Below are 24,319 nucleotides of genomic sequence, written 5' to 3'. Positions count from 1 at the left end.
GATTAGGTTCCCTCGATCACCACAGCGCTGTCCACTAGCCTACGAACGCTCTGCCGCACATCTTCCGGGACGGGCTGCGGGGCGACGGCCTTGGGCACATCCTCGTGATGCTGGTAGTCGCCCATGATGACCCGTACGATCGCCGGCACGTTGGTCGGCGTGACCGCATCGATGGCGGCGCGATCGCCCAGGTCAGGGTGCGGCTGGGTCAGCATGCGGTAAAGTCCCCAAGAATCCGCGTGCGGGCACTGGTTCATGAGCACCTGGGCCAGCCTGTGTTTGAGCGGCACCAGTTGCCAGTCCGGAACACGCTGTCCCCGATTGCCAAGGCTGATAGCCAGCAACTTTCCGGCTTTCAGTTCGCGGTTGATCTGGTCCTTGGACTTCCCGGCCAGCTTGCCGAACAACGGGACCGGCAGGCTGTTCGGCGACTCATAGATAGCCAGCATTTCCTCGCGCTCGCGCTGGATCGCGGACACTTCCGGCTCTGGGACATGCACCGGAGGCGGCGGCAGATGCGACAGTCTCCGGAACGTGATTCCGCCGCTGCTCGAAGTGACGACAATGGGCGTTGCGACAAGGGACTGCACGCCGGGCACAGGGGGCTCGGCCACGATGGGGGCCGCACCCACCGCCTCTTCCACTTCTGCCATCGCAGGCACCCCATCGATGCGGATGGTCAGGTGTGCGCTCGCAGCTTCTACCTCGCCCTGTTCGAGCAGGTCGAGGCGATCGGCCCAGTCCTGCATCATCCGGCGCCTCGGCTCCACGTATTTGGCGTGGTTGTAGGCCGAGCTGACCTTGTTGGGGTCGGAGTGCGATAGCTGTGCATCCACCCAAATTTTCGGATAGCCGATTTCGTTGAGCGCCGTCGAGATGGTGCCGCGGATGCCGTGCCCGGTCAGGCGCCCCTCGTAACCCATGAGCTGCAAGGCCTTGTTCAGCGTATTTTCGCTGATGCGCTTCTTGAGTTCGCTGGTATGAGCCAACAAGTACTTCTGCGCCGGCCGCATCGCGCTCAGAAGATAGCGCACGATCTCGATGGCCTGCAGAGAGAGGGGCACGATGTAGGGCGGCACGTCCTGCGGCCGCTTACCGGCCTTGCGCATTTCGTCCTGGAGCTGCTTGACGAATTGTGGCGGGATGATCCACAAGCCGCGGTCGAGGTCGAACTGCTCAGGCTCGGCCAGCCGCAATTCGCCCGTCCGCACCCCAGTTAACAACAGCAGCCGCACACCAAGCTGGGTCTGCCAGCCGCGGGGGGTGTAGAGCCGAAGCTTCTGAAGGAACTCGGGCATCTCGGGCAGGTGCAGATAGGGATTGTGGGTCACCGGGGGCTTGGGTTCGGCCACCACATCCAGGTCAGCAGCAGGGTTGACCTCCAAGCCCTCGGCAACGACCAAGGCATAGCGGAACATCTGGTTGAACCAGGTGCGAACCTTCTCGGCGGTGGTGAACGCTTTGCGCTTCTCGATCGCCGCCAGAACTCCCAGGAGCTGAGGGCGGCGAATGTCGTAGATCGACATCTTCCCTAAGGCGGGCAGCACGTCCTTGTTGAAGATGCGCAGAATCTGCGACAGGGTGCTCTGGCGGCCTTCCTTGAGTTCCTTGCGGCGATGCTCGACCCAGGCATCAAAAACGTTCCTAAAGGTGTATTCACCCGCCAATTTGGCCGCGTGCCGGCGCTGGTCACGCTCGATTTGCGGATCAACCCCCCTGGCAAGCAGGGCTTGGGCCTTATCCCGCTCGGCGCGGGCCTCGCGCAAGCTGAGGGCAGGATATCCGCCCAGGGACATACGTTTTTGCTTGCCCAGCCAGTAGTAGCGAAACATCCACGACTTACCGCCTGCAGCAGAGACCATCAGGCCCAGGCAGTCATTATCGGAGAGGGTGTAGCGTTTTCCGGTGGTTCTTGCCTGCCGGACGGTCAGATCAGAGAGTGCCATTTCGAGGCTCCTAAGTAATGACTTAGGCCCTATGCTCGTCATGGTTCCCGCTCAGCCCCAGCAACTATCCGGTAGCCGTCCCACCCGTATTCTTGTGCCTCAATTGGTCACTCAAAAACGGTAGCTGTGGGTGGATTTCCGTGGCGCTCGCTGGAATGGAAAAAGGGGCCGAAGCCCCTTTTTTCAATGACTTACAGACGTCAGTAGAAGTCTGTAGATCATAATTTGGAGCGGGAAACGAGACTCGAACTCGCGACCCCGACCTTGGCAAGGTCGTGCTCTACCAACTGAGCTATTCCCGCGTCGTGATGGGTGCCATTCTAGCGATATCTAAAACGGCGTCAACCCCTTGATTCAAAAAAGTTTTATTTTTGTTCCGAGCCTTCGCGCAGGTGCGGCCAGGCAGCTAGCAGGTAATGCGCCATGGACCACAACGTAAGTGCGGCAGCCACCAGCAGCAACGCATAGCCCAGAATCACCCAGAAACTCACCACCGGCGGGTTGGCCAGCAGAATAACCAGCGCCAGCATCTGCGCGGCGGTTTTCCACTTGCCGAGGTTGGACACCGCCACGTGCGCCCTCGCCCCCAGTTCAGCCATCCATTCGCGCAGGGCCGAGACAACGATCTCACGGCCGATGATCACGGCGGCCGGCAGGGTTAGCCAGAAGTTGGCGTGCACCTGCACCAGCAGCACCAGCGCCACGGCCACCATCAGCTTGTCGGCCACAGGGTCGAGGAAGGCACCGAACGGCGTGCTCTGCTGCAGACGACGCGCCAGGTAGCCGTCCAGCCAGTCGGTGGCGGCGGCGATGGCGAACACCGTGCTGGCGGCCATGTAGCTCCAGTGATAGGGCACATAGAACAGCAGGATGAAGATCGGGATGAGCAGGACGCGTAGAACGGTGAGCAAGTTTGGAATATTCATCGGTACGACTGGCTGCGGGTTGAGCCCGGCATTCTACTCGCTATGCAGGCTGGCATAAATCGACTCGGCAAGCTTTTTACTAATGCCGGGCGCTTTGGCGATTTCGTCGATACTGGCGCGGTTGAGCTCCTGCAGGCCGCCGAAATGTTTCAGCAGGTCGCGACGGCGCTTGGGCCCTACCCCGGCAACGTCTTCCAGGCTGGACACTCGCCGGGCCTTGCCACGCCGGGCGCGGTGGCCTGTGATGGCGAAGCGGTGAGCTTCGTCACGGATCTGCTGGATCAGGTGCAGCGCCGGATTGTCGCCCTTGAGGGTGAATTCGTGGGCCACATCGTTGAGGTACAGGGTTTCGAAACCGGCCTTGCGGGTCACACCCTTGGCCACGCCCAACAGGGTCAGATCAGTGAAGGCCAGCTCCTGCATCACTTCGCGGGCCATGTTCAACTGGCCTTTGCCGCCGTCGACCAACAGCACGTCGGGCAGTTTGCCCTCGCCGTCCTTGATGCGCCCGTAACGGCGTGTCAGGGCCTGGTGCATGGCGGCGTAGTCGTCACCGGCGGTCACGCCTTCGATGTTGAAGCGCCGGTAATCGGACTTGATCGGGCCTTCCGGGCCGAATACCACACAGCTGGCCACCGTGGCTTCACCGCTGGAATGGCTGATGTCGTAGCACTCCAGGCGCTGCGGCACTTCATCCAACCCGAGCACCTGGGCCAAGGCCTCGAAGCGCGCGGCCATGTGCTGGCGGTTGGCCAGGCGGGCGTTGAGCGCCTGCTCGGCGTTGGTCACCGCCAGTTGCTGCCAGCGGGCGCGGGTGCCACGCACCCGGTGGCTGATGGTCAGCTCGCGGCCGCGCAGGGTCTGCAGCGCTTCACTGATGGCGGCGAAGTCCTCGTGCACCACGTTGACGATCAGCTCGCCGGGCAGTTCGCGTTCGGCATTACCCAGGTAGTACTGGGACAGGAACGCGGCCATGACCTCGGCCACCTCTTCCTCGATACCCACCTGAGGGAAGAAGTTCTTGCTGCCCAGCACTCGCCCGCCACGCACGCTGATCAGGTGCACGCAGGCGCCACCGGGGTTGACGAAAGCGGCAACGACGTCGACGTCGCCAGAGCCGCCCTCGATGTACTGCTGGTCCTGCACGCGCCGCAGCAAGGCGATCTGATCGCGCAGCTCGGCGGCTTTCTCGAAATTCAAGGCCATGGCGGCCTTTTCCATCTCGGCATTGAGCTCGTTGCCCAACTGCTGGCTGCGGCCCTCCAGGAACATTACCGAGTGGCGCACGTCCTCGGCGTATTCCTCGGCCTCGACCAGGCCGACGCACGGCCCCTTGCAACGCTTGATCTGGTATTGCAGGCATGGCCGGGTGCGGTTGGCGTAATAACTGTCCTCACACTGGCGCACCGAAAAGGCCTTCTGCAACAGGCTGAGGCTCTCGCGGATGGCGCCCGCGCTGGGGTAGGGTCCGAAGTAACGACCCTTGGCTTTCTTCGCACCACGGTGAATACCCAGGCGCGGGAATTGGCCGTCGGACAGAAACACGTAGGGGTAGGATTTATCGTCGCGCAACAAAATGTTGTACGGCGGTCGCCACTGCTTGATCAGGTTCTGCTCGAGCAGCAGGGCCTCGGTCTCGTTGGCAGTGATGGTGGTCTCGACCTGGGCGATACGGCCCACCAGCGCGGCGGTTTTCGGCGCCAGGCCGGTCTTGCGAAAATAGCTGGTCAGGCGCTTTTTGAGGTTCTTGGCCTTGCCCACATAGAGCAGCCGAGCCTCCGCGTCGAACATTCGGTAGACGCCCGGACGACCGCTGCAGGTCGCCAGGAACGCGCTGGCATCAAAGGTGTTTGACATGAGGGTTACAGGCTTGCGTCGACCATACCGTGGCGAACGGCCAGTAACGTCAGTTCGACGTCACTGGTAACCGAGAGTTTTTCGAAGATCCGATAACGGTAAGTATTGACGGTCTTGGGGGACAGGCACAACTTGTCAGAGATGATCTGCACTTTTTGGCAGCCAACGATCATCAGGGCGATCTGGATTTCCCGCTCCGACAACGCGTCGAACGGTGAGCCTTGCGGCTGGAACGACTTCAGCGCCAACTGCTGGGCTATCTGTGGGCTGATGTAGCGCTGGCCGGCAAAGGCCAGGCGGATGGCCTGGACCATTTCATCCAGGCCCGCACCTTTGGTCAGGTAACCGGCGGCGCCGGCTTGCATCAACCTTGTAGGAAACGGGTCGTCTTCGCACACAGTGACGGCGACCACTTTGGTATCAGGGTGGCTGCGCAGCAGCTTGCGGGTCGCCTCCAGGCCGCCGATCCCAGGCATCTTCACGTCCATCAGCACGACATCCGGCTTGAGCTCTCGGGCCAGCTTGAGTGCCGACTCGCCCGAATCCGCCTCACCCACCACCTGCAAGCCATCGATGTCGGCGAGCATGCGTGTAATACCGGTTCGTACCAGATCGTGATCGTCGACCACTAGGACCCTAATCAAGCAGACACCTCGTCAACACGGCGATTGGATCCCGCCACCTTAACAAAATTTTTCACGGCGGACCTAGCGCAAAACTTCCTTCAGAAATGGCTGACGCTCAAGCCGCTGGGGCCACAGGGCTTCCCGGCTACCGCCCTCACCCACCAGGCGCCCCAACAAATGCCGAAAAGCCGCCTGATCGGCTGCCGACAAGCCCCGGAAAGCACCGAGCACGCCGGTTTCATCGGTGGTCAGGCTTTCCAGTGGCGCAGGCGTGCGCACACCGCTTAGCACATACAGGGCATCCACCCCCTTGGCCGCCAAGGCCGCCAGGTAGTCGACCCGCGGCGTACGCTCGCCACTTTCGTATTTACCCTGGGCATTGGGTTCGACACCGCCTATATCGCCGAATACGCGCTGGGTCATCCCCAACCGTTCACGCTCTTCCCTCAGGCGTGGACCGAGTCCATTCATGTGACGCTTCTCCTTGTTCCTTTATCGTCATCGGGTAATGCTCACAACCCTGTGAGCAATTGCAGACTCTACGGTCACTATGCCCATCGCTTGCAACCGTCGCAAGCCAGCATTGCGCCACTACCCGGCAGCCTGGCAGCTCTCAGCGCCAGTGCGGCTCACCCAACGGCCCGCTGCATCCGTACGAAACACCCATCCTCACCCATTTCCACAAAACCGTGGCGCAAGTAGAGCTGCCGCGCCGGGTTGCTCTTGAATACCATCAGCCGCAGTAACGGCAACCGCCGCTGCGCTGCCCAGCCGACCAATTGTTCCAGTACCTGGCTACCCGCCCCTTGCCCGCGATGCTCGGGCAACAGGTGCAGCTCGCGGATGAACAACGCCTGGCGATCCTGGCTGAGGCTGCAGTAGCCCAACACGCGTTCGCCATCCACCACCAACCATTGCTCACGCCAGCCCCACGCCTGGTCGAATGCGTCCTCGACCCACAACAGGTCGAACTGCCGGTAATAGGGCAGCATGGCGCGACGCGTCAGGTCGCGGGCAAAGCTGCAGTGGGCATCGCTGGCGGGGGTCAGCTCAATGGGCATAACACACCGGTGAACTGCCCGGCCCGCGCCGCTCCAACTCATCCTCAAGCCAAGCGGCCAGCACCTGAGCGTTGTTGTGCTCGGTATCCTTGCCGGCAAAAAGGAGGGTCAGGTCACCCTTGGCCGCCAGGTCCAGCAACGGATACCAGTGCTCGGGGTGCGCCGCCAGCTCCAGGTGGTAGCGTTGGGTAAAGGTGGCGAAATCCACCTCGCCCTGGTGAAACGCCTTGCGCAAATCGGTTGACGGCGCCACTTCGCGCAACCACTGGCCATGCAGGGCTTCCCTACGAAGATTACGTGGCCACAGCCTGTCGACCAGCACGCGCTGGCCATCCTCCTTTTCGACTGCGCCATAGACGCGCTTGCAGCGGATCATGGGATTCTCCTGCTATAACCACCTGTCTTGAGCCTAGGTAATTCATTGATCGAGGTCACGTTCCGGTAACCAATTGTTTCTATTCTCATAGCCTTCGGCACCTTTGCCCGACGCCACCGGAGCCCCCATGGCAACCCCATCACTGGCCAGCCAGCCGCACCTGGCTCAACGCGATGCCCGCCCCCAGCTAACCCACAAACCGGGGCGCGCCACGCTCTTGCTGTTCTTCGGCCTGCTCATGGTCGGCCTCGCCTATACCGCCTGGAGTCTCAAGCAGGACGTCAGCGCCAGCGGCACGGTGATCACCACGGTCACGCCGTTTCTGCTGCTGGGCCTGGCACTGTTGATTGCCCTGGGTTTCGAGTTCGTCAATGGCTTCCACGATACCGCCAATGCCGTGGCCACGGTGATCTACACCCACTCATTACCGGCACCAGTGGCCGTGGTGTGGTCGGGGTTGTGCAATTTTCTGGGTGTGCTGCTTTCCAGCGGCGCGGTGGCGTTCGGCATCATCGCGTTGCTGCCGGTAGAACTGATTCTGCAAGTGGGCTCGACGGCAGGCTTCGCCATGGTTTTCGCGTTGCTGCTGGCTGCGATTATCTGGAACCTGGGCACCTGGTGGTTAGGCCTGCCGGCGTCCTCGTCGCATACGCTGATTGGCTCAATCATCGGCGTTGGTGTGGCCAACGCACTGATGCACGGACGTGACGGTACCAGTGGGGTGGATTGGGGCCAAGCCAGCAAGGTCGGCTACGCCCTGCTGTTCTCGCCACTGATCGGCTTTGCCTGTGCGGCCTTGTTGCTGCTGGCCCTGCGTGCGCTGGTCAAGCGCAAGGAGCTGTACCAGGCGCCCGAAGGCCAGACACCGCCGCCCTGGTGGATCCGCGGCGTGTTGATCCTGACCTGCACCGGCGTCTCATTCGCCCATGGCTCCAACGACGGGCAAAAGGGCATGGGCCTGATCATGCTGATTCTGGTGGGCACCCTGCCGATGGCCTATGCGCTGAACAAAACCATGCCCAGCGAACAGGCACTGCAGTTCTCCGCCGTCGCCGAGGTAACCCGCCAGGCGCTGGTGCGCAGCAACCCTCAGCCAACCCCGGCAGATCCGCGACAGGTACTGACCACGTTCATCACCGAACCCAAGGCCAACCCTCAATTGGTACCCGCACTCGCTGCCCTGACCGGCATGATCGGCGAGGAGGTGAAAGGTTACGGGTCGCTCAAGCGTGTACCTGCCGAAGCCATGGCCAACGTGCGCAATGACATGTACCTGACCAGCGAAGCCATCCGCCTGATCGAGAAAAACCAGCTGGTAGCCTTCGACGCCGACACCCGCAGCCATGTGCAACTGTTCAAGACGCAACTGGACGACGCCACCCGCTACATCCCGCTGTGGGTCAAGGTCGCCGTGGCCATCGCCTTGGGCCTGGGCACCATGGTCGGTTGGCGGCGTATCGTGGTCACGGTCGGCGAGAAGATCGGCAAGACGCACTTGAGCTATGCCCAGGGCGCATCGGCAGAGGTGGTTGCAATGTGTACCATCGGTGCCGCGGATATGTTCGGGCTGCCCGTTTCGACGACCCATGTGCTGAGCTCAGGGGTAGCTGGCACCATGGTCGCCAACGGCTCGGGCATCCAGAGACGCACGTTGATCAACCTGCTGATGGCATGGGTACTGACCTTGCCAGCGGCAATGCTGTTGGCCGGGTGCCTTTACTGGCTGTTGACCCACGTGTTCTGAATCAAACGGCCTGGCTCACCGACGACAGGGGCCAGGCCTGCCAACATCACGCGGGGACTTTCAGGCCGCGCTGTACCGCTGGCCGCTCAAGGAAGGTGGCCAGCACCCGTTGCACGTCCTTGAATGCGTCGAACCCCACCAGGTCACGGGCGTTGTAGCGCTCCACCAGGTTGCGCACCCAGGGGAAGATGGCGATGTCGGCGATGCTGTACTCATCGACCATCCACTCGCGCCCCTGCAGATGCCGGTCGAGCACACCCAGCAGGCGTTTCGATTCGTTGACGTAACGGTCCCGTGGGCGCTTGTCTTCGTATTCCTTGCCTGCGAAGAAATGGAAGAACCCCACCTGGCCGAACATCGGCCCGATGCCGCCCATCTGGAACATCAGCCACTGAAGGGTCTGGTAACGGGTTGCCGGGTCCTGGCTGAGCAACTGCCCGCTCTTTTCCGCCAGGTACTGCAGGATCGCCCCAGACTCGAACAGCGGTAACGGCTTGCCGCCAGGGCCGTTGGGGTCGAGGATCGCCGGGATCTTGTTGTTGGCGCTAAGGGAGATGAACTCGGGGCTCAGCTGGTCATCGGTGTCGAAGCTGACCTTGTGCGGCTCGTACGCCAGGCCGATCTCCTCCAGCATGATCGATACCTTCACGCCGTTGGGCGTGGGCAAGGAGTACAGCTGCAGGCGCTCGGGGTGTTGCGCGGGCCATTTGCGGGTGATGGGGAATGCGCTGAGATCGGTCATGGTCAACCTGTGCCAGGGGATTGGGCCTATCACTGTAGTGCCATCCCGTTTGGCTGACCATCACCTGTACGTCATTCGTCCGTTGCCCTCAGCTCGCTTGGCCATGCGCCCTCAGCTTGAGCTGCTCGGTGTCGACACGCACGAACACCGAGTCGGCGCTGACAGTCAGCACATCACCGGCCCATACCTCGCACAGCACGCGGGTCTTGCGCCCTACTTCGCCTTCGATTCGTGCCTTGAGCAACAGCTCCACGCCCATGGGGGTGGGCTTTAGGTAGTTCAGGCCAAGGCTGCCGGTAACGCAATCGATGCGTGGCAGGCTGCCAGGTTCGCGTCGCTCGGCACGGTAGTGGTGGGCCATTGCAGTCCAGTTGGAATGGCAGTCGACCAACATCGCCAGCAAACCGCCATAGACCAGCCCTGGCCAGCCGATGAAGGTACTGTCGGGCGTGTGCCGGCACAGTAGGTGGACACCTTCGGCGTCCCAGTAGCTTTGCAGGTGCAGGCCGCTGGGATGGGCGCAGCCGCAGCCGTAGCAGGTGCCTTCGGGGGCCGCCAGGGCCTGAAGAGAGAGAGCTTGATCGTTCATGCGCTTCCTGTGCTTGTTGGAATGGGAAGGGATGCAAGCTGCGAGGGTAGCGCCCAGGTTTGGCGACGCCAATGAAAATGTCGGGGGCGCACAGTGCGCCCCCGTTTGTTCAAGCGGTCTGTGCGAGCGTCTTGCCGCGCCGCTGGGTCAGCGAAACCAGCAGAATGAACGCGGTCACCCCGGCGGTCATCAGCGTCTCGTAACGGTAGGCGTCACTGAACAACATGTAGCCCAGCACCATCACGATGGTGCCGATCACCAGCCAGGTCAGCCAAGGGAACAGCCACATTTTCAGCTCCAGCGGGCGGCCTTCTCGGTCGGCACGGGCACGCATGCGCAACTGCGAAACGGCAATCACCAGGTACACCAGCAAGGCAATCGCGCCAGTGGTGGACAGCAGGAAGCCAAACACCTTGCCTGGGAAGACATAGTTGACGAAGCAACCGGCAAAGCCTGCCAAGGTCGAAAGAATAACTGCCACGGTGGGTACGCCAGCTCCGGAGATACGCTTGGTCATGCTCAGCGCCTGGCCCCGTGCCCCCAGGGAATACAGCATCCGCGAGGCGGTGTAGAGGCCGGAGTTCATGCAACTGGTGACGGCCACCAGGACCACCAGGTCGACCAGCAGTTTGGCGCCTGGCACGTTGAGCACTTCCAGCACGCGCTGGAACGAGCCCACGGCCTTCAGCCCCGGGTCGTTCCAGGCGACCAGGGACACCACGAGGAAGATCGAGGCCAGATAGAAGATCGCAATACGGTACACCACCAGGTTGGTCGCACGGCGGATCTTGTCTTTCGGGTTGGCGGTCTCGTCGGCAGCAATGGTGACGATCTCGGCCCCGAAGAACGAGAAGATGGTGATCAGCACACCGCCAAGTACAGTGCCAAAGCCATTGGGCATGAACCCGCCGTTCTCCCACAGGCGGCTGACACCGGACACCTCTGCCAGCGGCCAGAAGCCGAACACCGCCAGGCTGCAGACCACGATGAAGGCGATGATGGCAATTACCTTGATCAGGGCAAACCAATACTCGAACGCACCAAAGTTCTTCACGCTCACCAGGTTGGTGCCCGACAGCACGATCATGATCAAAAAGGCGAACAGCCAGGACGGCACGCCTGGGAAATAGGCATGCAGGATATCGGCGCCAGCGATGGCTTCGACCGGAATGATCAGTACCCAGAACCACCAGTACAGCCAGCCAATGGTAAAGCCGGCCCATGGGCCGATCGCCTCGGAGGCATAGGTGGAAAACGACCCGCTGTTGGGGTTGGCAATGGCCATTTCACCCAACATGCGCATGACCAGCAACACCAGCAGGCCGGTCATGGCGTAGGAGATGAGAATGGCCGGGCCAGCCGTGGCAATGGCGTTGGATGAGCCAATGAACAGGCCGGCACCAATGATGCCCGCAATGGAAATCATCGACACCTGACGGGACGTCAGACCGTGCTGCAGGGAACGCTGTTTCTTGTTTTCTAGCGAAGCCATGGAGAACCCTCGAATGGGTCGGCCGCCGCTGGGACGGCTGAAAGTTGGAGCAGAATTCTTGTAGGTCGTGTTGCGCGTTGTTGTTCTTGTTAAGTCGCCGGCCGTGCAGTTCCCTCCTCTTCGCATCACCGGTTGTAATCGTTGATACAGGTCAGTATTAATCTATAGGGCGAGGTCAACAAACGACCTTTTCGAAGCACATGATTCCTATCAGGAATGAACTTCTTCCTTTTTTGCTCGGTATGCCGCTGCCATGTCCAAACGCTTGATGCCCTCGACCACCGCCCTGCAGTGCTTCGAAGCCGCCGCCCGCCACCTGAGCTTCACCCGCGCGGCGCAGGAGCTGCACCTGACCCAGAGCGCCGTGAGCAAACAGGTCGCGCAGCTTGAGGAGATGCTCTCGCACTCGCTGTTCCAGCGTATTCGTCGGCGCCTGCACCTGACCCCAGCGGGTGCGCTTTACCTGACCGAGGTGAACAAGATCCTCACCCAGATCGACATTTCCAGCCGCTACATCCTCAGCTACGGCGACGAAACCGAGGTGCTGCGCATCGCCACCCAGCCAACCTTCGGCGCGCGCTGGCTGGTACCCAGGCTCAAGGGGTTCGGTGACCGCTACCCACGCATTCACCTGGACATCCGTAACGAACTGGAGCCGTTCGACCTGGTGCAGGCCAAGGCTGACATCGCCTTTTTCTTCGGCCAGGGCACCTGGCCGGGCGCCACCTGCATCGAACTGTTCAGCGAGGAAGTGGTACCTGTGTGCGCGCCGCAGTTGCTGGCCCAACACCGTTTCGATAGCGCCGAAACGCTCACCGAGCACCGCCTGCTGCAGTGCGCCTCTCGGCCGGAAGCCTGGCACGAGTGGTTTCTGGGGCTCGGGTTGCACAGCCAGAACAGCTACCACGGGCCACGGTTCGATACCTTCTACTTGTGCATCCGTGCCGCCATCGCCGGGTGTGGCATCGCCCTGATTCCGCGGTACTTGGTGGCCGAAGAGCTGAGCGAGGGCAAGCTGGTAGTGGCCTGGGACCACCCGGTGGCGAGTAATGGCCGGCATTTCATCGCCCATGCCGAACATGCGGCAGAGGTGCCCAAGATCAGGGCCTTCGTGCAGTGGATTCGTGAGCGGGTGGCCGAGGGGAGCTGAGCGCCGCTCTCGAAGTGGCCCTCAGCGCATGTTCGAGAATCCATGGAATGATCGCAATCGAATAATTCGTTTGCGGAACACCACTTCGGCGCGCTTCGATAATAAGAAAATCGAACAAGGTCCGCGTGCCCCATGAACCAGGAAAGTATCAGCCAGTCCATCGCCATCGTTCATCCGATCACACTTTCCCATGGCCGCAATGCCGAAGTCTGGGACACCGACGGCAAACGTTATATCGACTTCGTCGGCGGTATCGGCGTACTCAATTTGGGCCATTGCAACCCGGCAGTGGTCGAGGCGATTCAGGCTCAAGCCACACGCCTGACCCACTATGCTTTCAATGCGGCCCCTCACGGCCCGTACCTGGAATTGATGGAGCGCCTGAGTGCGTTCGTACCGGTCAGCTACCCCGTGGCCGGCATGCTCACCAACAGTGGCGCCGAAGCGGCAGAGAACGCCTTGAAAGTTGCCCGCGGCGCCACTGGCAAGCGTGCCATCATCGCCTTCGATGGCGGCTTCCATGGCCGTACCCTGGCAACCCTGAACCTCAACGGCAAGGTGGCCCCCTACAAGCAACGGGTAGGTGAATTGCCAGGCCCGGTGTACCACCTGCCCTACCCCAGCGCCGACACCGGTGTCACCTGCGAACAAGCCCTCAAGGCGATGGACCGCCTGTTCAGCGTCGAGCTGGCAGTAGAGGATGTGGCTGCCTTCATCTTCGAGCCAGTGCAAGGCGAAGGCGGCTTTCTCGCCCTCGACCCGGCGTTCGCCCAGGCACTGCGCCGCTTCTGCGACGAACGCGGCATCCTGATCATCATCGACGAGATTCAGTCCGGCTTCGGCCGCACCGGCCAGCGCTTCGCCTTCCCACGCCTGGGCATCGAACCAGACCTGCTGCTGCTGGCCAAGAGCATCGCCGGCGGCATGCCGTTGGGGGCGGTGGTGGGGCGACAGGACCTGATGGCGGCGCTGCCCAAAGGCGGCCTGGGCGGCACCTATTCAGGCAACCCAATTGCCTGTGCGGCGGCGCTGGCCAGCCTGGCGCAAATGAGCGATGAAAACCTCGCCACCTGGGGCGAGCGCCAGGCCCAAGCAATCGTCAGCCGCGTTGAGCGCTGGAAAGCTCAGTACCCGTTTATCGGGCGCCTGACCGGTGTCGGTGCGATGCGCGGCATCGAGTTCGTCAATACTGACGGCAGCCCGGCACCTGCGTATCTGGCCAAGGTGCTGGAAGCTGCGCGGAACAAGGGCTTGTTGCTGATGCCTAGCGGCAAGGCGCGGCACATCATTCGGCTGCTGGCACCCTTGACCATCGAGGCCGAGGTGCTCGAAGAAGGCCTGGACCTCCTCGAGCAGTGCCTGGCAGCGCTGAACTGAGGTTAAAGGCCCAATTCATCAGGGGTGAGCATGTCGGACTCGAACGCGATCCAGCCGCCTTCCAGTTCGGCATGGCCATTGACGATCGGGCCGTAGTAGGTCAGGCCGTTCTCCAGCGTGACGCAAATGTGCGTGGCCGACTTCTCCGGGGCTGCGAGCGTACCGACGAAATGCACCTTCTTCAGTGTTTCGGTTACCGCTTCGAGACCTACGCGCATGCTCGGGTTTTCCGAGGCCTCGGTGTCGCCCCCACGGTCTTCGGCGCTGATGGTCACGGTGGCGGTGTACGGGTACTTGGTGCTCAAGCGAGATTACCTCGGTATCAGATGTAGGCTTGCGGGCGCGTAGAGTACGGCAGCGGCGCTCGGTTGTCTCTACCGGCCTCCTCGCCGGCAAGCCGACCGTCAGGCCGTGCCTGCAGGTGGAAAACCACATGGCCTCCCCCGCCTTGATCTGTTAGGGTGCCCGCCGATGCACGCCACACCACACGAGGACACCGAGTGAGCGCCGAAGAACCCCTGATCGCCGACCTGTTCGAGGTCGACAAACGCCTGACCCTCAAGCCCGTCGTGGACTTCAACAGTTACCTGCGCAATGCCTTCGGCGAAGGCCCGTGCCGCTGCCACCGCTGCGCCGAAGGTGGCGACGAGAGCACCTACAGCCACGCCCACAGCTTCACGTTCGATGGCCGCCAGTGGCACCGCCGGTTCGCCAGCACCGCTGGCAGCGATGTGGCACAGGTGCTGAAAAAAGCCTGGTTGTCGTACACCAAGACCGACCTGAACCTGGTCGGCGCGCTGGACCTGACCACCCTCAAGACTTTCACCGAAGCCACTCTGCACGAGCGCCTGCTGGCCCTGCTGCCCGCCAGCGGCCTGGCCCGCGAAGTGGATGGCCAGTGGATGCTGCAGGCCCTGGCCGACTGACAGCCCGGCGGTACAGCAGGATTCTCCCGGTCTGCTAACGTGGGAGAATCCGCTCATCCACAGGTAGTCCGCCATGGCCCGTACAACGCCCATCGAGCTGTACCGCAACATCGGCATCGTTGCTCATGTGGATGCCGGCAAGACCACGACCACCGAGCGCATCCTGTTCTATACCGGGGTCAACCACAAGATGGGCGAGGTCCACGATGGCGCTGCGACCATGGACTGGATGGCGCAGGAACAGGAACGCGGCATCACCATCACCTCTGCAGCCACCACAGCCTTCTGGCAGGGCTCGACCAAGCAGTTCGCCAACAAATACCGCTTCAACATCATCGACACCCCCGGCCACGTCGACTTCACCATCGAAGTGGAGCGTTCGCTGCGCGTGCTCGACGGCGCTGTGGTGGTATTCAGCGGCGCCGACGGCGTCGAGCCGCAATCGGAGACCGTCTGGCGCCAGGCCAACAAATACCATGTGCCGCGCCTGGCCTATATCAACAAGATGGACCGCCAGGGCGCCGACTTCCTGCGCGTGGTCAAACAGATCGATAAGCGCCTGGGGCACCACCCGGTGCCCATCCAGCTGGCGATCGGCAGCGAAGAAAACTTCATTGGCCAGATCGACCTGGTGAAGATGAAAGCCATCTACTGGAATGATGCCGACCACGGCACCACCTACCGCGAAGAAGAGATCCCTGCGCAGCTCAAGGCACTGGCTGACGAATGGCGCGCGCACATGATCGAAGCTGCAGCGGAAGCCAACGACGAACTGACCTTGAAGTTCCTCGATGGCGAGGAGCTGAGCATCGACGAGATCAAGGCCGCCCTGCGCCAGCGCACCATTGCCAACGAAATCGTGCCGACCATCCTGGGTTCGTCGTTCAAGAACAAGGGCGTACCGCTGATGCTCGATGCGGTGATCGACTACCTGCCCGCCCCATCAGAAATCCCGCCCATCAAAGGCACCCACCCGGACGACGACGCCAAACACCTGGAACGCCATGCCGACGACAACGAACCGTTCTCGGCACTGGCCTTCAAGATTGCCACCGACCCGTTCGTCGGCACACTGACCTTCGCCCGGGTGTATTCCGGCGTACTGAGCTCCGGCCATGCGGTGCTCAACTCGGTGAAAGGCAAGAAAGAGCGCATCGGCCGCATGGTACAAATGCATGCCAACCAGCGCGCCGAGATCAAGGACGTGTGCGCCGGCGACATCGCTGCCCTGATCGGCATGAAGGACGTGACGACTGGCGACACCCTGTGCGACATCGACAAACCGATCATCCTCGAACGCATGGACTTCCCCGACCCGGTGATTTCCGTTGCTGTGGAGCCCAAGACCAAGGCCGACCAGGAGAAAATGGGCATCGCCCTGGGCAAGCTGGCCCAGGAAGACCCTTCGTTCCGCGTGCGTACCGACGAGGAGACTGGCCAAACCATCATCTCGGGCATGGGGGAGCTGCACCTGGACATCATCGTCGATCGAATGCGGCGCGAGTTCAATGTCGAGGCCAACATCGGCAAGCCGCAAGTGGCCTACCGCGAGAAGATTCGCAACACCTGCGAAATCGAAGGCCGCTTCGTTCGCCAGTCGGGTGGGCGCGGCCAGTACGGCCATTGCTGGATACGCTTTGCGCCGGGTGACGAGGGCAAGGAGGGCCTGGAGTTCATCAACGAAATCGTCGGTGGCGTAGTGCCGCGTGAGTACATCCCGGCCATCCAGAAAGGCATCGAGGAGCAGATGAAGAACGGCGTGTTGGCCGGCTACCCGCTGATCAGCCTGAAGGCGGCCGTGTTCGACGGCTCCTACCATGACGTCGACTCCAACGAGATGGCCTACAAGATCGCCGCGTCCATGGCCACCAAGCAGTTGTCACACAAAGGCGGTGCGGTGCTGCTGGAACCGGTGATGAAGGTCGAAGTGGTCACGCCCGAGGAGTACCAGGGCGACATCATGGGTGACCTCAGCCGGCGCCGCGGGATGATCCAGGACGGCGACGAGACACCCGCCGGCAAGGTGATCCGCGCCGAAGTGCCGTTGGGTGAGATGTTCGGCTATGCCACCTCGATGCGCTCGATGACCCAGGGGCGGGCCAGCTACACCATGGAGTTCATACGTTATGCCGAAGCGCCGGCAAGCATTGCCGATGGCATCGTGAAGAAAAATCGCGGGGAATGATTCCTTCGCCCGCGAAACAGAGGGTCACGCGCTCAGTGCTGTTCGCCGGCTCGCTTCAGCAGCGTCTTGCACCGCTCTGAAAGGTGTACCACGCGCAGCTGCTTGCCGGCCTTGGCATACCGCTCACGCAAGGTTTTCAACGCGGCAACCGCCGAGTAATCGACGAAGCTCAAGTGCTGGCAGTCCAGAACGACCTTGGCCGGGTCATTGGCGGGGTCGAACTGGTTCAGAAACGGCGTGGTCGAGGCAAAGAACAGCGTGCCGTGCACTTGGTAATGCCGGGTGCCCTCCCCGTCCTCATAGCGGTCGGCATAGAGCTCCCGCGCATGCTGCCAGGCGAAATTCACCGCAGCGATGATGATGCCGAACAGCACGGCAGTGGCAAGATCGGTGAACACTGTCACCACCGTGACAGCAATGATCGCCAGCACATCGCTCACCGGCACCTTGTGCAGAACCCGCAAGGAGGCCCAGGCGAACGTCTGCTGAGCTACCACGAACATCACCCCCACCAGCGCCGCCAGGGGAATACGCTCGATCAGCGGCGACAGGAACAGCACGAACAACAGGATCATCACCCCCGCAACCACGCCCGAGAGCCGGCCACGGCCATTGGAACTGAGGTTGATCACGGTCTGGCCGATCATCGCGCAACCGCCCATACCACCGCACAGGCCCGATACCATGTTGGCCGCGCCCAGGGCCACACATTCACGGTCCGGGTAGCCGCGGCTCTCGGTGATTTCATCGGTGAGGTTGAGGGTCAGCAGGGTTTCCAGCAGACCGACCATCGCCATCAACACCGCATAGGGGGCGATGATCTTCAGGGTCTCCAGGTTCCATGGCACATCGGGCAGGGCCAGGTGCGGCAGGCCCCCGGCGATGTGCGCCATGTCACCGAGGGTGCGCGTTGGCAAGCCAAGCAGGTACACCAACAGGCCCACGCCCAGAATGGCCACCAGTGCCGGCGGCACCGCGCGCGTGAGCTTCGGCAGGCCATAGACCACGAGCATCGTCAGCGCCACCAGGCCCACCATCAGGTACAGCGGCGCGCCGCTGAGCCAGTGCCCGGCGTCCTTGAAATGTTCCAGCTGGGCCAGGGCGATGACGATCGCCAAGCCGTTCACAAAGCCGAGCATCACCGGGTAGGGCACCAGGCGCACCAGCTTGCCCAGGCGCAGCACCCCGAAGAGGATCATTACCACCCCGCCCAGCAGCACCGTTGCCAGCAGGTATTGCGCGCCGTGTTGCACCACCAGGGCGACAATCACCACCGCCATCGAGCCTGCGGCGCCAGAAATCATGCCTGGGCGTCCACCAAACAGTGCAGTCAGGGTGCAAATGATGAAGGCGCCATACAAACCCATCAGCGGGTTGAGGTGGGCCACCAGCGCGAAGGCGATGCACTCGGGCACCAGGGCGAACGAAGTGGTGAGGCCGGCGAGCACGTCGGCGCGGAGTCGGGCGAGTTTCATGAAGGTCCTGTGATACGGCCCGGGCGGCCGGTACTAAAGCAATCGAGGGGCGCGATGTTACGGAATTTGTCAAACAGCAGCCACCGCTTAGCGCACCCGATCACGGCTCTGTACCGCCAGGTCCAGCGCCCGTTGCATGTCCAGCCGTGCCGAGCGTCCCAGGTCTGGATGGTTGAGCGTGGCATCGCGCTCGGAGGGCAGAATAGGCGCAGTCAGGTCCTCGGCATCCATGGCTTCGAAGTCCTGTTCATGGCCCAGCGTCAAGGCACTGCGCCGCAGTAGCATGCGCACCTGTTCCGGGGTCAGGGCTGGGTTGATCGAGAGCATCGCTGCCACCGTCGCTGTTACCAGGGGCGTGGCATAAGACGTGCCGCAGTGCGCCTCACTCGAAGCCGCAGGGCGGATACAGGCAGCGGCGCTGACATCGACGCGCCTGTCGATATTGGAGCTGTGCCGCTTGCGCACATGCTCGGGGCTTTCCACCGCCACGGCCTTGTCGCCACGCTGGTGGCCGCCGACCACCAGCAGCTGTTCGGTGACGAACGATGAAGGCAGGCGGTATTCGTCGGTGCCGGACCATGACGCACCATTGCCCGCCGAATTGACCACCACGACGTCCGGGTGCTTGGCGCGTAGCCACAGGAAGAACTCCTCGAGCAGCTCTTCGTAGCCACTCATGGCCAACCCCGACCTCACCAGCGAATCCACCTCGTCGCCCTGGATGTTACGCGCGCCAGTACGGTGGATCCCCCAGCTCCAGTTGAGCACCCGCACACCATCCTCCACCAGGTTGACCGACGCAGCGATGTTGGCAGTGATGCCGGCATCCGAGTTGCGCTCGACGATCACCTCGAACCCTGGACTGGGCTGGCCCAGCCCGGACAGGAAGCCACCGGCAACGCCTTCCCCTTGCGCAGCCAGAATGCCGGCCACATGTGTGCCATGGCTTTCGGCGCTACCGCCATCGCGCGCATAGAGGCACGCCCGGCCCTGTTCGCAGCCGCCGCGATAGCCCTTGAATGCCGGCGCATCGAAATCCACTTCCCGTTCGATGACACCCACGCGAATGGGCTGTACAGGCACCTTCGACGCCGGAATGCGCCGCTGGTAGAAATACAATGCATCGATGAAGCGGTTGGCAGCCCATTCGTCTGCCTGGTCAATGACCTGGGTGCTACGCGCGCCCCCCTCCTCACCGCGCTCGGGTGCAGACTCTTCGACAATGACCGCATCGACACTGACTTCAGCCCCCATACGCAGGATCATCGCATCGCGCTGTACCAGATCCGTCACGGGCAGGCGCAACTGATAGACATTCAGTGCAGGGATCGCACCCACGACCTTGGCGCCATACTTGTCGGCAATACGCCCTGCTTCCTCAAGGCCGTCGTGTTTTTCTTCGATCAGCAGGCTGACCAGGTCAAGGTAGGTGGTCAGGCCGTCCATGTTTCTTGCCACCTCGCGCGGGCCCGCGGCTACCACATGGCTGCGCTGTCGGGTAAGCCAGACCGGGTTGCTGGTTCGGCCATCGGTTTCGAGCCACAACGGCGCGCTCCGTTGCTCGGCTCGCTGCAGCGTGAACCGCAGCGTGTCCCCCTGCCTTTCGATGCCATTCTGCGCAAGGCGGTGACCGCCCAGCCAAAGCGCCGGCATGCGTGGTCCCAGGCCCTCGCTGCGCAGGCACCACTGCTGGCTGCCATCGCCGAGCAGGTCGCCGCAACGCTGCAACGCCTTGATGCGCAGCGTATCCTCGGCCGATTGGACAGGCGCCCCCAACAGGCAACACAGCAAGATGATGTAACGCTTCATGCGATCGACCCCGTGTCTACTGTGGTTGCGACTACCGGGGTAAATCAAAGGTTCACCCGTTGCTGGCAGCGGCGCCCTGTCGCGTCAGCCATTGAGCCATCGCCACATCCTCCAGGGCGTACTCACCGCGATTGGCCTTCCACACCAACTCCTTATCGCGCAAGGCATCCAGCGCTTTTTGCACATTGGGCGTAGTGGCATTGGCCGTTGCGCCGGTCTGCTCCAACTTACGGTTGACCTGGGTAAACGTTTGTTCAGTGAAGGGAGAGAACGCCCGCTTGCCGAGTGCGCATTCGGCCATGACTGCCAGTACCGCCTGTTGCAAGTCGGAAAGCGCGTTCCAGGCGCTTTCGTAGTCGCTCCAGACCCCGGCCTGATGGTTCAGCGCGCCGGTACGCAAAAGCTCGCCCAGGTTGCCCGCTTCGCCCAGGCCGATGCTCACCTCGGTGAGTAGCTTGCCGAGCATTTCCGGGCGCCTGCCGACCCGCTCGAAGGCGTATTCCAGGTCCTCTGCCTTGAACTGATTGCTGGCCGCCAAGCGACCGTTCCACGTGCGGGTGACGAACTCGACGAAGTCCAGCCCCAGCAGCGGAAACGGTGTGATGCTGGCTCCGTAGAACGGCTGCTTACTCTTGAGCACCAGATTGGCCAGTTTGTCACGGCTGGAGCCGGTGAAGACCAGGCGCAGGCCGTCAGGACGGTCGCCACGGTTGAGCTGGTCCCGCGCAGCCTTAAGCGCGAACATGGCATTGAGCCCGCCCTCGCTGTTCAAGGCATGCTGCGCCTCGTCGACCACCAGCACCACCATCTGCCCGGACACTTGATGCAGCACCGTCAGGGCCTGGGCCAGTGTGGTACCGGCGGGAAGTTGGGGCCGGGTGAAATCCCAACTCAGGGTGCGTAGCAGATTGATTTTATCGATACCGGCCTTCTTCGCGGTCCGGGTCAAGGCGCTTTCAAAACTGGCCAGGGCTGTGCCGATGGCACCGCTGATCAACTGCGCAGGGTCGGTATCACGGTCAGACCAGAGGTCGACATAGACCGGCAGCCAACCACGCCGCACGCATTCAGGAATGAAATCGTTGTTGAGGAAGGTGCTTTTGCCTGTACGGCGCGGTGCGGCGAGGAACATGCCAGAGCTGTAGTCGACAAACGATTCGCCGGCCAGGTCCCGGGCCAGCGCTTGTGCCAATTGTTCGCGGCGAAAGATTGGGCGGGAAGGCTGCATGCCATTATCCTTAATTATCACTGTTACTATAGTTTATAGCTTAAAAAATAAATCCAGGATAAACGACGGGCTTTGATGTGTGCCCGGCACAATGCCCACAATTTTGCCATCATGTGGGTTCCACCTGCGGAGATCATGGACATGCCGCTACGCCCCTTTTTCGCCTCGCTGCTGCTGGCAGCGAGCCTGACTGCCCACGCTGCCACCGAAGTGCTGCCGCTACAACACCGCAGCAGCGCCGAACTGTTGCCCGCCGCTCAATCGCTCATCGGCAAGGACGGCAGTGTCAGCACCTTTGAGAACAAACTGATCGTAAACGCCAGCCCCGAGCGCATTGACGACCTGCGCGCGCTGCTGCAGCAATTGGACACAGCACCCAAGCGCCTGCTGATCAGCGTCGATAACACCGACAGCAACTACCAGGACAACCGGGGCAATGCGCGCATCATTCAGTACGGCACCAGTAACCGTGACGGCGGCCTGCAACAGGTCCAGGCCAGCGAGGGTCAGCCAGCGCTGATTCAGGTGGGCCAGAGTATCCCTGTCACCAGCAGCAGCACCGACGGTTACGGGCGCATCCAGAGCAACACCGAATACCGCAACGTGACCCAAGGTTTCTATGTAACGCCCAGCCTGAGCGGTGAGACTGTTCGTCTGCAAATCAGCACCAATAATGACCGAATGAGCCAGGAACGTGCTGATGTAGTGAAAGTGCAAAGCACCGACACGACGGTCACGGGCAAGCTTGGGGAGTGGATCACGCTGGCGGGTTTCAACCAGCAGAGCCAGGCTGACCGCAACGCGTCAACCCTCACATACAGCACTCAACGGGGGGAAAACATGACTTTGCGTGTCAAAGTCGACCTGATTGACTGATCCCAGGTAATTCAAGGCCTCGACCAAAGGCCTTGAAACTGACCAGCAAGTCGCATTAGACCAAAGATGTAGTAAGCGAAAAAAACCACTACAAAACATTTGACAGGCACTTTTTCCCAAGGGCATGATGGCCTCGCTCCCGCTAATCAGGGGCCCTGGCAAGGGCCTTCGAGATGCACTCCTCCCACCCTTGGAGGCACCTCGTGTCTATACGGCCCACAAGGCGGTTCGACGGGATTGCGACTGCAACGAAGAAGTTGTCCCGAGGGACGGAAGCGCATCACCGCAGTACTGGCAATCGCGTAGCACCGCAGCAAGGCAACCACGAGCCGACCTGCCGGCGCACACCTTCGCCTGGCCTGCTCTCCCTTCCCCTTCGAGCCTTCGCGTTCGCCGCCGCTTATCCCCTGAACAAGACAGCCGCCACACCCCTGATTCGCTTCGTGAGCATCAGCACAATTACCCCAAGATCGATGCGACGAGGTTTATTTCCATGGCACTGACACGCGAACAGCAAATTGCAGCCCTCGAGAAAGACTGGGCCGAGAACCCGCGCTGGAAAGGCGTGACCCGTACCTACACCGCCGCCGATGTCGTTCGCCTGCGTGGTTCCCTGCAGCCGGAGCACACCCTGGCCCGTCAGGGTGCAGAAAAACTGTGGAAGCTGGTCACCCAAGGTGCCCACCCATCCTTCCGCCCTGAAAAAGATTTCGTCAACTGCATGGGCGCCCTCACCGGCGGCCAGGCAGTGCAGCAGGTCAAAGCCGGCATCCAGGCCATCTACCTGTCCGGCTGGCAAGTCGCCGCCGACAACAACTCGGCCGAGTCGATGTACCCTGACCAGTCGCTGTACCCAGTGGACTCGGTACCGACCGTGGTCAAGCGCATCAACAACTCGTTCCGTCGCGCCGACCAGATCCAGTGGAAAGCGGGCAAGAACCCAGGCGACGAGGGCTACATCGACTATTTCGCCCCCATCGTGGCGGACGCTGAAGCCGGTTTCGGCGGCGTATTGAACGCCTACGAGCTGATGAAGAACATGATCGAAGCAGGCGCTGCCGGCGTGCACTTCGAAGACCAGCTGGCCTCGGTGAAAAAATGCGGCCACATGGGTGGCAAGGTCCTGGTACCAACCCAGGAAGCTGTACAGAAGCTGGTGGCCGCGCGCCTGGCGGCTGACGTCTCGGGCGTGCCAACGATCATCCTGGCCCGTACCGACGCAAACGCCGCCGACCTGCTGACCAGCGACTGCGATCCGTATGACCAGCCATTCGTGATTGGCGAACGCACCCGTGAAGGCTTCTACAAGGTTCGCGCCGGCCTCGACCAGGCTATCGCTCGCGGCCTGGCCTATGCGCCATACGCCGACTTGATCTGGTGCGAAACCGCCAAGCCCGACCTGGACGAAGCCCGCCGCTTCGCCGAGGCGATCAAGAAGGAATACCCGGACCAGATCCTGTCCTACAACTGCTCGCCTTCCTTCAACTGGAAGAAGAACCTGGACGATGCCACCATCGCCAAGTTCCAGCGCGAACTGTCGGCCATGGGCTACAAGCACCAGTTCATCACCCTGGCGGGTATCCACAACATGTGGCACGGCATGTTCAACCTGGCGCACGACTACGCCCGCAACGACATGACCGCCTACGTGAAGCTGCAGGAGCAGGAATTCGCCGACGCCAGCAAGGGCTACACCTTCGTGGCGCACCAGCAGGAGGTGGGCACTGGCTACTTCGACGACATGACCACCGTGATCCAGGGTGGCGCTTCGTCGGTGACCGCGCTGACCGGCTCGACCGAGGAAGAACAGTTCCACTGATAGCGGCTTGCCACTGAAGAAAGGCCCAAGGCTGCGAAAGCCCTGGGCCTTTCTTTTTGCCGATACCAGACCGGCTAGAAATGCACGGAACCTGTAGGAGGTGATCGTGCAGGCC

At 61.9% G+C, this 24,319-nt stretch carries 21 protein-coding genes and 1 tRNA gene; 7 read left to right on the top strand and 15 right to left on the bottom strand.

The annotated features are described in order from the left end of the window. Positions 1-2: 2 nt before the first annotated feature. The 8 genes from L6D80_RS04455 to L6D80_RS04420 all read right to left on the bottom strand — a co-directional run bounded on the left by L6D80_RS04455 (position 3) and on the right by L6D80_RS04420 (position 6,792). On the bottom strand, positions 3-1,946 hold the full coding sequence (locus L6D80_RS04455; RefSeq protein WP_017642575.1) for a tyrosine-type recombinase/integrase: 1,944 nt from the start codon (positions 1,944-1,946) through the stop codon (positions 3-5). A gap of 226 nt (positions 1,947-2,172) precedes the next feature. Next, positions 2,173-2,248 (bottom strand) — tRNA-Gly (locus L6D80_RS04450). A gap of 63 nt (positions 2,249-2,311) precedes the next feature. Next, entirely contained in the window at positions 2,312-2,872 is a 561-nt protein-coding gene (gene pgsA, locus L6D80_RS04445) for a CDP-diacylglycerol--glycerol-3-phosphate 3-phosphatidyltransferase (RefSeq protein ID WP_054902679.1), read from the bottom strand. Positions 2,873-2,905: 33 nt separating this feature from the next. Then, entirely contained in the window at positions 2,906-4,729 is a 1,824-nt protein-coding gene (gene uvrC / locus L6D80_RS04440) for an excinuclease ABC subunit UvrC (RefSeq protein WP_054902678.1), read from the bottom strand. 5 nt (positions 4,730-4,734) lie between these two features. Further along, complete coding sequence (gene gacA, locus L6D80_RS04435; RefSeq protein ID WP_054902677.1) at positions 4,735-5,373, bottom strand: response regulator transcription factor GacA; 639 nt, start codon at positions 5,371-5,373, stop codon at positions 4,735-4,737. A 63-nt stretch (positions 5,374-5,436) separates the two neighbouring features. Then, a complete protein-coding gene (locus L6D80_RS04430) occupies positions 5,437-5,826 on the bottom strand; it encodes a helix-turn-helix domain-containing protein (RefSeq protein ID WP_054902676.1) in 390 nt (129 codons plus the stop codon). A 158-nt stretch (positions 5,827-5,984) separates the two neighbouring features. Then, positions 5,985-6,416: a GNAT family N-acetyltransferase gene (locus L6D80_RS04425; RefSeq protein ID WP_176512825.1), complete on the bottom strand. Its 432-nt coding sequence runs from the start codon at positions 6,414-6,416 to the stop codon at positions 5,985-5,987. Continuing rightward, positions 6,406-6,792 (bottom strand): DUF488 domain-containing protein, encoded by a 387-nt coding sequence (locus tag L6D80_RS04420; protein WP_176512824.1) that lies wholly within the window; start codon positions 6,790-6,792, stop codon positions 6,406-6,408. The genes L6D80_RS04425 and L6D80_RS04420 overlap by 11 nt, the downstream gene beginning before the upstream one ends. A gap of 127 nt (positions 6,793-6,919) precedes the next feature. Between L6D80_RS04420 and L6D80_RS04415 the strand changes: the two genes are divergently transcribed. Then, the gene (locus L6D80_RS04415; RefSeq protein ID WP_054902673.1) at positions 6,920-8,536 is read left to right on the top strand and encodes an inorganic phosphate transporter; all 1,617 of its coding nucleotides are present in this window, start codon (positions 6,920-6,922) and stop codon (positions 8,534-8,536) included. A gap of 46 nt (positions 8,537-8,582) precedes the next feature. Here the strand turns inward: L6D80_RS04415 and L6D80_RS04410 are convergent, their stop codons facing one another. From L6D80_RS04410 to L6D80_RS04400, 3 genes are all read right to left on the bottom strand, one after another. Further along, the gene (locus L6D80_RS04410) at positions 8,583-9,278 is read right to left on the bottom strand and encodes a glutathione S-transferase N-terminal domain-containing protein (protein WP_054902672.1); all 696 of its coding nucleotides are present in this window, start codon (positions 9,276-9,278) and stop codon (positions 8,583-8,585) included. Positions 9,279-9,366: 88 nt separating this feature from the next. Continuing rightward, positions 9,367-9,867 (bottom strand): PaaI family thioesterase, encoded by a 501-nt coding sequence (locus L6D80_RS04405; protein WP_176512823.1) that lies wholly within the window; start codon positions 9,865-9,867, stop codon positions 9,367-9,369. Positions 9,868-9,976: 109 nt separating this feature from the next. After that, positions 9,977-11,359 (bottom strand): amino acid permease, encoded by a 1,383-nt coding sequence (locus L6D80_RS04400; protein WP_054902670.1) that lies wholly within the window; start codon positions 11,357-11,359, stop codon positions 9,977-9,979. Between the two features lie 253 nt (positions 11,360-11,612). On the opposite strand from L6D80_RS04400, the gene gcvA reads away from it, so the two are divergent. Both gcvA and L6D80_RS04390 read left to right on the top strand, forming a co-directional pair. Beyond that, positions 11,613-12,509, top strand: coding sequence for a transcriptional regulator GcvA (gene gcvA / locus L6D80_RS04395; RefSeq protein ID WP_054902669.1), 897 nt, complete (start codon positions 11,613-11,615; stop codon positions 12,507-12,509). Between the two features lie 132 nt (positions 12,510-12,641). Continuing rightward, positions 12,642-13,886, top strand: a complete 1,245-nt coding sequence (locus L6D80_RS04390; RefSeq protein ID WP_054902668.1) for a 2-aminoadipate transaminase — start codon at positions 12,642-12,644, stop codon at positions 13,884-13,886. A gap of 2 nt (positions 13,887-13,888) precedes the next feature. On the opposite strand, the gene L6D80_RS04385 is transcribed toward L6D80_RS04390, so the two are convergent. Then, positions 13,889-14,191, bottom strand: coding sequence for a hypothetical protein (locus L6D80_RS04385; RefSeq protein ID WP_054902667.1), 303 nt, complete (start codon positions 14,189-14,191; stop codon positions 13,889-13,891). A 195-nt stretch (positions 14,192-14,386) separates the two neighbouring features. Here L6D80_RS04385 and L6D80_RS04380 point away from each other — a divergent pair, with 195 nt between their 5' ends. Together L6D80_RS04380 and fusA are read left to right on the top strand one after the other, a co-directional pair. Further along, positions 14,387-14,812 carry a hypothetical protein gene (locus L6D80_RS04380; protein ID WP_054902666.1) on the top strand — a complete coding sequence of 142 codons (426 nt, stop codon included), beginning with the start codon at positions 14,387-14,389 and terminating at the stop codon, positions 14,810-14,812. Between the two features lie 73 nt (positions 14,813-14,885). Then, positions 14,886-16,997, top strand: coding sequence for an elongation factor G (fusA, locus tag L6D80_RS04375; protein ID WP_054902665.1), 2,112 nt, complete (start codon positions 14,886-14,888; stop codon positions 16,995-16,997). A gap of 32 nt (positions 16,998-17,029) precedes the next feature. On the opposite strand, the gene L6D80_RS04370 is transcribed toward fusA, so the two are convergent. The 3 genes from L6D80_RS04370 to L6D80_RS04360 form a co-directional block, all read right to left on the bottom strand. Beyond that, the gene (locus tag L6D80_RS04370) at positions 17,030-18,472 is read right to left on the bottom strand and encodes a SulP family inorganic anion transporter (protein ID WP_176512822.1); all 1,443 of its coding nucleotides are present in this window, start codon (positions 18,470-18,472) and stop codon (positions 17,030-17,032) included. Positions 18,473-18,559: 87 nt separating this feature from the next. Further along, positions 18,560-20,281 carry a S8/S53 family peptidase gene (locus L6D80_RS04365; RefSeq protein WP_176512821.1) on the bottom strand — a complete coding sequence of 574 codons (1,722 nt, stop codon included), beginning with the start codon at positions 20,279-20,281 and terminating at the stop codon, positions 18,560-18,562. 52 nt (positions 20,282-20,333) lie between these two features. Further along, entirely contained in the window at positions 20,334-21,509 is a 1,176-nt protein-coding gene (locus tag L6D80_RS04360; protein ID WP_176512820.1) for an ATP-binding protein, read from the bottom strand. A 141-nt stretch (positions 21,510-21,650) separates the two neighbouring features. Here L6D80_RS04360 and L6D80_RS04355 point away from each other — a divergent pair, with 141 nt between their 5' ends. Beyond that, positions 21,651-22,385 carry a secretin N-terminal domain-containing protein gene (locus L6D80_RS04355; RefSeq protein ID WP_223849215.1) on the top strand — a complete coding sequence of 245 codons (735 nt, stop codon included), beginning with the start codon at positions 21,651-21,653 and terminating at the stop codon, positions 22,383-22,385. A 493-nt stretch (positions 22,386-22,878) separates the two neighbouring features. Beyond that, entirely contained in the window at positions 22,879-24,204 is a 1,326-nt protein-coding gene (aceA, locus tag L6D80_RS04350) for an isocitrate lyase (RefSeq protein ID WP_176512818.1), read from the top strand. The last annotated feature ends 115 nt before the right edge of the window (positions 24,205-24,319 follow it).

It is taken from the genome of Pseudomonas ceruminis (assembly GCF_021602025.1).
Lineage (GTDB): Bacteria > Pseudomonadota > Gammaproteobacteria > Pseudomonadales > Pseudomonadaceae > Aquipseudomonas > Aquipseudomonas ceruminis.
This window is presented reverse-complemented; position numbering and strand designations above follow the sequence as displayed.